Source organism: Flavobacterium sp. (genome assembly GCF_020217025.1).
Taxonomy (GTDB): Bacteria; Bacteroidota; Bacteroidia; order Flavobacteriales; family Flavobacteriaceae; genus Flavobacterium.
In genome coordinates this window covers 1-10,000 of sequence record NZ_JAIWOF010000198.1, presented here as the reverse complement: position 1 = coordinate 10,000, position 10,000 = coordinate 1, and the positions used below count along the sequence as shown (strand labels likewise).

At 33.4% G+C, this 10,000-nt stretch carries 6 protein-coding genes and 2 tRNA genes; 3 read left to right on the top strand and 5 right to left on the bottom strand.

The window, feature by feature from the left end:
• From LDL23_RS10225 to mutS, 4 genes are all read right to left on the bottom strand, one after another.
• On the bottom strand, positions 1 to 311 hold a 311-nt coding region (locus LDL23_RS10225), incomplete at its 3' end, for a DUF1508 domain-containing protein (protein ID WP_291265606.1).
• A gap of 106 nt (positions 312 to 417) precedes the next feature.
• Positions 418 to 503, bottom strand: a tRNA-Leu gene (locus LDL23_RS10220).
• 17 nt (positions 504 to 520) lie between these two features.
• A tRNA-Gly gene (locus tag LDL23_RS10215) sits at positions 521 to 593 on the bottom strand.
• A gap of 151 nt (positions 594 to 744) precedes the next feature.
• Entirely contained in the window at positions 745 to 3,312 is a 2,568-nt protein-coding gene (mutS, locus tag LDL23_RS10210) for a DNA mismatch repair protein MutS (protein WP_291265607.1), read from the bottom strand.
• A gap of 164 nt (positions 3,313 to 3,476) precedes the next feature.
• Between mutS and LDL23_RS10205 the strand changes: the two genes are divergently transcribed.
• Positions 3,477 to 4,004 (top strand): RNA methyltransferase, encoded by a 528-nt coding sequence (locus LDL23_RS10205; RefSeq protein ID WP_291265605.1) that lies wholly within the window; start codon positions 3,477 to 3,479, stop codon positions 4,002 to 4,004.
• A gap of 77 nt (positions 4,005 to 4,081) precedes the next feature.
• On the opposite strand, the gene folK is transcribed toward LDL23_RS10205, so the two are convergent.
• On the bottom strand, positions 4,082 to 5,215 hold the full coding sequence (gene folK / locus LDL23_RS10200) for a 2-amino-4-hydroxy-6-hydroxymethyldihydropteridine diphosphokinase (RefSeq protein WP_291265604.1): 1,134 nt from the start codon (positions 5,213 to 5,215) through the stop codon (positions 4,082 to 4,084).
• 115 nt (positions 5,216 to 5,330) lie between these two features.
• On the opposite strand from folK, the gene sppA reads away from it, so the two are divergent.
• Positions 5,331 to 7,097, top strand: coding sequence for a signal peptide peptidase SppA (gene sppA, locus LDL23_RS10195; RefSeq protein ID WP_291265603.1), 1,767 nt, complete (start codon positions 5,331 to 5,333; stop codon positions 7,095 to 7,097).
• 140 nt (positions 7,098 to 7,237) lie between these two features.
• The gene (locus LDL23_RS10190) at positions 7,238 to 9,856 is read left to right on the top strand and encodes an AsmA-like C-terminal region-containing protein (protein ID WP_291265602.1); all 2,619 of its coding nucleotides are present in this window, start codon (positions 7,238 to 7,240) and stop codon (positions 9,854 to 9,856) included.
• The last annotated feature ends 144 nt before the right edge of the window (positions 9,857 to 10,000 follow it).

Below are 10,000 nucleotides of genomic sequence, written 5' to 3'. Positions count from 1 at the left end.
AAAAACTCTGCTTTATCTGCATATTTTACTATTTCATCAATCCCTTTTTGAAGCAGCAATTGGGTCGTATATCTTCTACTAACAGCTATTTCGTGCTCATCCAATATCAATCGAAAGAAAAACTTTCCGCTAGACGATTTAAAACGCATAAAAACGCATCGTTCTAAAGAAGTTTTAAGTTTTTCTATCTCCTCTTCACATTCAAAACGCAATTCGAAATCGTTGCTCGTAAAAATCGTTTTTCCTTTTCTGGAAACAAACTCATATTTATAAACTCCACTTAATCGTTGTGCGATTACAAATGTACCCATATAGTTGTGATTGATAATTTATAAAGAATTCTTTAAAGATAATAGAAAATTCTAAACTAAGAATTTTATAAACAAAAAAAGCTCCGAACAATGTTCGGAGCTTTTGTACTCAAGGCGGGACTTGAACCCGCACGGGCATTACTACCCACTGGATTTTAAGTCCAGCGTGTCTACCAATTCCACCACTCAAGCAAATATTTTTGGTATAGAGCGAAAAACGGGGTTCGAACCCGCGACCTCGACCTTGGCAAGGTCGCGCTCTACCAGCTGAGCTATTTTCGCGTTTCGTATTGTAATCTTTTAAAGAACGTTGCTATACTTGTTCCGTATTGCGAGTGCAAATATAGTACATATTTTTATTCTTGCAAGTACTTTTTAAATAAAAATTGAAACTTTTTTATAACCTTTTGATAACGAATATTTTATTTTGAAATTATTTTTTAACCAACATTCGTTTTATTTCGTTTAGCTTCATTAATGCTTCAACTGGCGTTAAAGTATTGATGTCGATATTCATGATTTCTTCTTTAATATCCTCCAAAAGTGGATCATCTAAGTTGAAGAAACTCAATTGTAATTCATCATTTGTCGATTTAATTCCAGATAATTCTTCGCTTGAATGCCTTTTTTCTAATTGCTTCAATAGTTTTTGCGCTTTTTGAATTACAATTTGAGGCATTCCTGCCATTTTTGCTACGTGAATACCAAAACTATGTGCGCTTCCGCCTTTAACTAATTTACGGATAAATAAAACAGTATCTTTCAATTCCTTTACCGAAACATTGAAATTTTGAATTCTATCAAACGTAACTTCCATTTCGTTTAATTCGTGATAATGCGTAGCAAAAAGTGTTTTCGGTTTATTTGGATGTTCATGCAAATATTCTGAAATTGCCCATGCAATAGAAATTCCGTCATAAGTTGAAGTTCCTCTTCCAATTTCATCTAACAAGACTAAACTTCTTTCTGAAATATTATTCAAAATCGAAGCCGTTTCGTTCATTTCCACCATAAAAGTAGATTCACCCATCGAAATATTGTCGCTCGCTCCTACTCTAGTGAAAATTTTATCCACCACACCCATTCTAACGCTTTCAGCCGGAACAAAACTTCCCATTTGTGCCATTAACACAATCAAAGCAGTTTGACGCAAAATAGCCGATTTACCCGACATATTCGGACCGGTAATCATAATAATTTGTTGGGTTTCTCTGTCTAAATAGACATCATTAGAAATATACGGCACACCAACAGGCAACTGCTTTTCAATTACAGGATGACGTCCTTCTTTAATTTCTAAATCAAAACTCTCATCTAAATCTGGGCAAACATATTTGTTATCAATCGCTAATTGCGTGAAAGAAGTCAAACAATCCAATTGCGCAATTAAATTCGCATTCAACTGAACGTGTTTGATATAAGTCGCAATCCAATTCACCAATTGCTCAAACAACTGCGTTTCTAATTGATGGATTTTTTCCTCCGCACCTAAAATTTTAGACTCGTATTCTTTTAGTTCTTCGGTAATGTATCGCTCTGCATTTACTAAGGTTTGCTTGCGAATCCATTCCGCTGGAACTTTATCTTTATGTGTGTTTCTAACTTCGATATAATAACCAAAAACGTTATTGAACGAGATTTTCAACGATGGAATACTTGAAGCAGCACTTTCACGTTGTTCTAATTCTTCCAAATAGCCTTTTCCAGTTGATGAAATCGCCCTTAATTCATCTAATTCTGGATGAACTCCAACGGTAATTGCGTTTCCTTTATTGACACTTACTGGTGCATCTTCTTGAATAGTCGTTTTGATTTTTTCGCGTAACAATTCGCAAGCATGCAAACTATCACCAATTACTCGTAAAGCTTCGTTATCACTACTCAAAGCCAATGTTTTTATCGGAATAATTGCATCTAACGAATCTTTTAAGAAATTGACTTCTCTCGGCGAAATTTTTCCTGTTGCTACTTTTGAAATTAAACGTTCTAAATCTGAAATCTGTTTGATTTGATATTGAATTTGCTGTAAAACTTCAGGATTGGTTTTTAAATACGAAATCACTTCATGACGACTTCTAATTTTTGAAATATCTTTCAACGGAAGCGCCAACCAACGTTTCAACAACCTTGCTCCCATTGGCGAAAGCGTTTTATCAATTACATCTAAAAGCGTTACTGCATTGGGATTATAACTGTGATATAATTCTAAATTTCGAATCGTAAATTTATCCATCCAAACGTAAGCATCTTCGGCAATACGTTGGATATTCGTGATATGTTGAATTTTATTGTGTTGCGTTTCCGACAAATAATACAAAATCGCACCTGAGGCAATCAAACCTTCGGTTAACTCTTCCACACCAAAACCTTTTAGTGAATTGGTTTGAAAATGTTTCGTCAAACTTTCTAAAGCATAATCTTCTTTATACACCCAATCTTCCAAAAAGAACGTATGAAAATCATCTCCAAAAACCGAGTGAAACTGATTTTTAAATTGTTTTGGAATTAATATTTCACTCGGGCGAAAGTTTTGCAATAGTTTATCAATGTATTCTTCATTGCCTTGCGAAACTAAGAATTCGCCAGTTGAAACATCTAAAAACGAAACCCCAACTGTTTTCTTTCCAAAATGTACCGAAGCTAAAAAGTTGTTCGACTTCGATTGCAACACCTCATCATTCATCGAGACTCCAGGCGTAACCAATTCTGTAACGCCTCGTTTCACGATGGTTTTAGTCATTTTTGGATCTTCCAATTGGTCGCAAATTGCCACTCGAAGTCCGGCTTTAACTAACTTGGGTAAATACGTATTAATGGAATGATGTGGAAATCCTGCTAAAGCGGTTTCAGTTTCAGAACCAGCACCACGTTTAGTTAATGTAATTCCTAAAATTCCTGCGGCACGAACAGCATCTTCCCCAAAAGTTTCATAAAAATCGCCCACACGAAACAACAAACACGCATCGGGATATTTATTTTTTATCTCGTTGTATTGCTTCATTAAAGGTGTTTCCTTGGGTGCTTTATCGGGAGTTGCTGCAGATTTTTTAGCCACAATTTCAAATTTTAAGTATGATTGCGAAGGTAATAATTTCAAAGACAATGACAATATCAATTTCAAAAATCAAGTTTTAAAGTTTTATAATTAATCTTTACTTTTGCCACATGAGAAAATTAGCCAACGCAGAATTAGAACGCAAAAACATTGAGGAGTTTAAAGAAGCTCAAAAAACACCTATTATTGTAATCTTAGACGATATTAGAAGTTTGCATAATATTGGTTCGGTTTTTAGAACTTCGGATGCTTTTTTGATTGAAAAGATTTATTTATGTGGCATAACGGCTACTCCGCCCAACAAAGAAATTCACAAAACAGCTCTTGGCGCTACGGAAACTGTGACTTGGGAATACGCAAAAGACGTTTTAGAAGTAGTGAATCAATTGAAATCAGAAAATGTAAAAGTTTATTCGGTGGAGCAAACTGAAAATGCCATTATGTTGGATAATTTTCAACCTGAAGCAAATACAAAATATGCTCTAATCTTTGGAAATGAAGTAAAAGGTGTTTCTCAAGAGGCTATTAATTTAAGTGATGGCGTGATTGAAATTCCGCAATTAGGAAGTAAACATTCGTTGAATATTTCGGTGAGTGCTGGAATTGTGATTTGGGATTTGTTTCAGAAGTTGAAGTAAAATTTTCGGAACACTGATTGAAGAAATTAAATAAATTTTTAAAATCTGTGTAAATCCGTTTAATCTGTGTTCCAAAATCAATTTTTAATCTTGGTATTAATTTCATTCAACAAAAAAACATAATCCTTCTGTTTTTTTACAAAATCTAAATCCGAGACATCGATAATCAACACATTCAAATCGGTTTGAGTTTTGATGTAATCTAGATAGCCTTGATTGATTTTTTCTAAATAATCCGCTGGAATTTCTTGCTCGTAACTTCTACCACGCTTTTTGATGTTTTCTAAAAGTCGTTCTGTGTTTTGATACAAATACACATACAAATCGGGTTTTGGCATTTCTTTGTGGATGATGTCGAACATGGTTTTGTACAAACGAAATTCATCTTCTTGAAGCGTTACTTTGGCAAAAATCAGCGATTTAAAAATGTGATAATCTGCCACCACAAAATCTTTGAATAAATCAAATTGAGCTAAATCGTCTGATAATTGCTGGTATCTATCCGCTAAAAATGACATTTCTAATGGAAACGCGTAACGACTTTGATCTTTGTAAAACTTAGGTAAAAACGGATTATCGGCAAAACGTTCTAACACTAATTTGGCATTGCAATCTTCTGATAATTTGGTTGATAAGGTGGTTTTTCCTGCTCCAATATTTCCTTCAATCGCGATGTAATTGAATTGTTGTAATTGAAGTTTTTCAATTGGTGAAATTATGGATTGAACTGCTTTTATTTCGCTTATATCTTCCGTTTGAAGTAACAATTGAGAAACAGATTTCTTTAAAAGAGGATGTTCCCAATTCAATCCTAAATCTAACATCGGTTTCAACACAAATTTTCGATTTTGCATTAATGGATGAGGAACTTGCAAGGTTTCGGTAAAAATAATTTCTTCATCAAAAGCGATGATATCTACATCAATAATTCGCGCTCGATAGCCTGAATCTTTGGAACGAACACGACCCAACTTCTTCTCTACTTTCAAAACCTGATTCAATATTTTTTGAGCCGATTTTGACGTATGAATTAGAATTGCAGCATTATAAAAAGGTTCGCTTTCAAAACCCCAAGCTGGCGTTTCATAAACTTTAGAAACCTTTACCACAGTTGCTACTTCATTATGAATCAAATCAATACAAGACTGAATCGTTTCTAAACGATTGCCTTGATTGCTTCCTAAAGATAAAATGACTTGATGCTGACTCATATTGGCAAAATAACAAACAATTTTAGACTTCTAATTTACCTTTTTCATTTTTTTATGAACATGTAACATTTTTCTACTTTCTTCTACTAATACAGTAAATTAAAATGAAATTGAAATGAGATTTTTAGGAAATGTATTAGCAACCATTGTTGGGCTTTTTATTTTTTGCATGATAGCCTTTTTTGGTATCATTATAATTGGGTTAATTGCTGGCGGAGGAGAAGAAACCGTTACGGTGAAAAATAATTCTGTAATTGAATTAGATTTATCAAAGGTAACCCTAGACTACGCAGGAAAAACGAATTATAAAGACTTCAATTATTTTGAAGCACATCATGATGGTGTAACTGATATTTTAAATGCCATTGAAGCAGCTAAAACGGATGATAAAATTGAAGGGATTTCGATTTTAAACAATCAATCACAACTTGGTTTGGCTCAAAGTAAAGCGGTTCGTGATAAATTAGAAGAGTTTAAAAAATCGGGGAAATTCGTTTATGCTTATGCAAATAGCTATTCTCAAAAAGAATATTACATTAATTCTGTTGCCGATCAAATTTATTTGAATCCAATGGGCGAAGTAGATTTAAAAGGATTGTCTGCTGAAATTATCTACATGAAGGACCTGCAAGAGAAAACCGGGGTAAAGATGGAAGTGATTCGTCATGGAAAATACAAAAGTGCTGTGGAACCTTTCTTAGCTCAGGAAATGAGTCCAGAAAACCGTGAACAAATGACGGTTTTATTGAACTCGGTTTGGAATACAATTGTAGTGGATATTGCTAAAAGCAGAAAATTATCAATTGCTCAGTTAAATGCCATTGCAAATACGTTAGGCGCTAGAACACCAGAGTTAGCTTTAGCTAATAAATTAGTAGATAAAGTAGCTTATGAAGACGAATATCACGACATGATTAAAGCTAAATTAAAAGTAGATAAAAAAGAAAAATACGATATCGTTAGCATTACCGATTATGCTAAAAAAGCAGCTTCTACAGTTGAAGATTATTCTAAAAATGATATCATTGCGGTAATTTATGCACAAGGTGAAATTGCAGGCGGTGAAGGTGATGTAAATGTAATTGGTGAAGGTTCTATCAAACGCTCTTTACAAGAAGCTCGAGAAGACGATGATGTAAAAGCAATTGTACTAAGAGTAAATAGTCCAGGCGGAAGCGCTTTAACTTCGGAATTAATTTGGAGAGAAATCGAAATCACTAAAAAAATTAAGCCTGTTGTAGTTTCAATGGGGAATTATGCCGCTTCGGGTGGTTATTATATTTCAGCTAATGCAGATAGAATTTTCGCAGAACCAAACACCATTACTGGTTCTATTGGAGTCTTTGGAATGTTACCTAACATGAACCAATTAGGCAAAAACATCGGAATTAATGCCGAACAAGTAAAAACACATGAAAATGCAAGTGGTTATAGTGTTTTTGAACCAATGGATGAAAACTTTAAAGGTTTTGTTTTAGAAAGCATCGAAAAAACATACGCTACTTTCTTAAAACGTGTGGCTGATGGTAGAAAAATGACAACTGAACAAGTTGACGCCATTGCACAAGGAAGAGTTTGGACAGGTGTTGACGCTCAAAAACTAGGCTTAGTAGACGAAATTGGCGGCTTAGATGCAGCTATTAAATATGCAGCTAAACTTGGAAAAACGACTTCGTACAGAACAGAAAACTTCCCAGAATACGAGAAAAGTTTTGAAGATTTATTAGCTAACTTCACTGGAATGGCGATGTTTAAAACTAAAGAGCAATTATTAAAAGAACAACTAGGAGAAGAAGGTTTCCAAATGTTAGAACAAATCAAACGTGTAAAAAGCAGAAAAGGTATTCAAGCGATGATGCCTTACGAACTTGAGATTCATTAATTCTTACGATAAACAACAAAATCCCAAAAGCAATACGTTTTTGGGATTTTTTTATATATTTTACTCAAATTTAATGCGTAAATTTACAATTGGTATTACTTTTGTGTAGCTAAAATCATTCACTTCAAAAAAATACAATCATGTTAAAGAAAGTTTTAAAAGGACTTGGGATATTTCTTTTGGTAACCATCATCGCATTAGCGGCAGCACCTTTTTTGTTTAAAGACAAAATCAAGGAAATGATTGCTAAAACATTAAACGAAAATGTAAATGCTAACATCGCTTTTGAAGATGTAGATTTAAGTTTGTTCAAGAGTTTTCCACAAGCGCATGTTACTATCGACAAACTTAGCATTATCAACAAAGCACCATTCGCTGGAGATACACTTTTATATGCTGGAGAAACTAATGTTACTATGAGCGTTAAAGAACTTTTCAAAGGTGAAGGCGAAACCATGAGCCTAGAAAGTTTTAGCGCTGTTGACGGAATTGTAAATATTATTTTCAATAAAGATGGTGTGGGTAATTTTGACATTGCACTAAAAGAAGCTGAAGAAAAAAAACCTTCGGATAGTAAACCTTTTGCTTTAGATATTCAGAATTACGAAGTGGAGAATTTAAAATTCAGTTATATTGACGAAGGTTCAAACATGAAAATGGTTTTAGACAGTATTTATCATGAAGGAAAAGGAAATTTTGCGGCTCAAAAATTAGATTTAGAAACTAAAACTACAGCCAAACTTTCTTTTGAAATGGAAAAAATGAACTACATGAACAATGTAGGAATCACTTTAGATGCTGTTTTAGGAATCGATTTAGAAAAAAGCAAATACGAATTCAAAGACAATAAAGCTCTAATCAATCAATTGCCATTGGAATTTAATGGATTTATTCAAATGGTGGAAGCAGGTCAAACCTATGACTTAACATTTAAAACACCAACATCTGATTTTAAAAACTTCTTAGGATTAGTTCCAGCCGCTTATTCAGGTGATATCAATAAAGTAAAAACAACTGGACAATTTTCAGTAGATGGAAAAGTAAAAGGAAATTTAACTGAAACTACGATTCCCGCTTTTGATGTGAAAATTGCTTCGAATAATGCATCATTCCAATATCCAGATTTACCAAAATCGGTAAAAAACATTGTAATTGACACCCATATTATTAACGAAACGGGTTTAATGAATGACACTTTTGTGAATTTACACCAATTGTCATTTGCTATTGATCAAGACGTTTTTAATGCGAAGGCAATTGTGAAAAACATTGCCACAAATGCTTTAGTGGATGCCGAATTAAAAGGAACTATCAATTTAGCAAACGTTACCAAAGCGTATCCTGTAAAATTAGACAAACCCTTAACTGGAATTCTAAAAGCCGATGTAAAAACGAAATTCGATATGCAATCGGTAGAGAAAAGTCAGTATCAAAACATACAAAATTCGGGAACGGTGAGCTTAACTGGATTTAATTATGAAGGTCCCGAAATGGCGAAACCTTTCAAAATTAATCAAGCAAATGTAGCATTCAATCCAAACCATATCAACTTAAGTAAATTGGATGCTAAAACAGGTTCGTCTGACATTCAAGTAAACGGAACGTTAGATAATTTCTACGGATTCATGTTCAAAAACCAAATCTTGAAAGGAAAATTCAACATGAATTCGACTAAATTAGTGGTTTCTGATTTCATGGCACCAACTACAACGGTTAATGATGAAGGCAAGAAAACTACTGAAGCGGTTAAAATTCCTTCTTTCTTAGATTGTAGCATTACAGCTAAAGCAGCAACTGTAGTTTATGACAATTTAAATTTGAAAGATGTTTCTGGAAATATGATTATTCGTGACGAAGCCGTTACATTGAATAATTTAAAAATGGGAATTTTTGGTGGAAATATTGGTTTAACAGGAACCGTTTCTACCAAAGGAAAAACTCCAAAATTTGATATGGATTTAGGTTTAAACGCGGTAAATATTGCCGAGTCGTTTACCCAATTAGACATGTTAAAATCGATTGCTCCAATTGCTGGTGTTATTAACGGAAAACTGAATTCAACCATCAAACTTTCTGGAAATTTACAAAACGATATGACACCAAATTTAAAAACGATTTCTGGGGATTTATTTGGACAATTATTATCAACTACTATCAATGAAAAAAACTCTGCAATGCTAACTTCTTTAAGTTCTAACTTGAAATTCATCGATATGAGTAAAGTAAATTTAAACGATGTAAAAGCAGCTTTATCATTTAAAGATGGAAAAGTTAATGTAAAACCTTTTGACATTAAATACCAAGACATTACAGTGAATATTGGTGGAAGTCATGGTTTTGATCAAACAATGAATTACAATTTGAAATTTGATGTTCCGGTGAAATATTTAGGTAAAGACGTAACTAATTTAATTGCGAAATTAACGCCTGCTGATCAAAAACAAATAACGAGCATTCCCGTAAATGGATTGATGACAGGGAATTTTTCGCAACCAAAATTTAATTCTGATTTAAAACAATCGACTACAAATTTGACTACGCAATTGGTTAAAATGCAGAAAGAGAAATATGTGAATCAAGGTACGAATGCATTAAACAATATGTTGAATGGAACCAAAGGCAATACCTCTGGAACCACTACAACTGCAGCAGATACTTCAAAAACCAAAACAACACCTAAAGAAGAAATTAAAAACACGGTAAAAGACAAAGCAACCGGAGCTTTAAAAGATTTATTTGGCAAGAAGAAAAAAGAATAATTAAAAAAAGAAACCCTTTCAAATTTGAAAGGGTTTCTTTTTAAAAAACATGCAGAAAAACTACAGCAACGCATTCAAAAAAGTTTCTTTTGTTTGTTGAAAATTTTAAAACAAACAAATATGAAACACAAACTCAAGAAAATT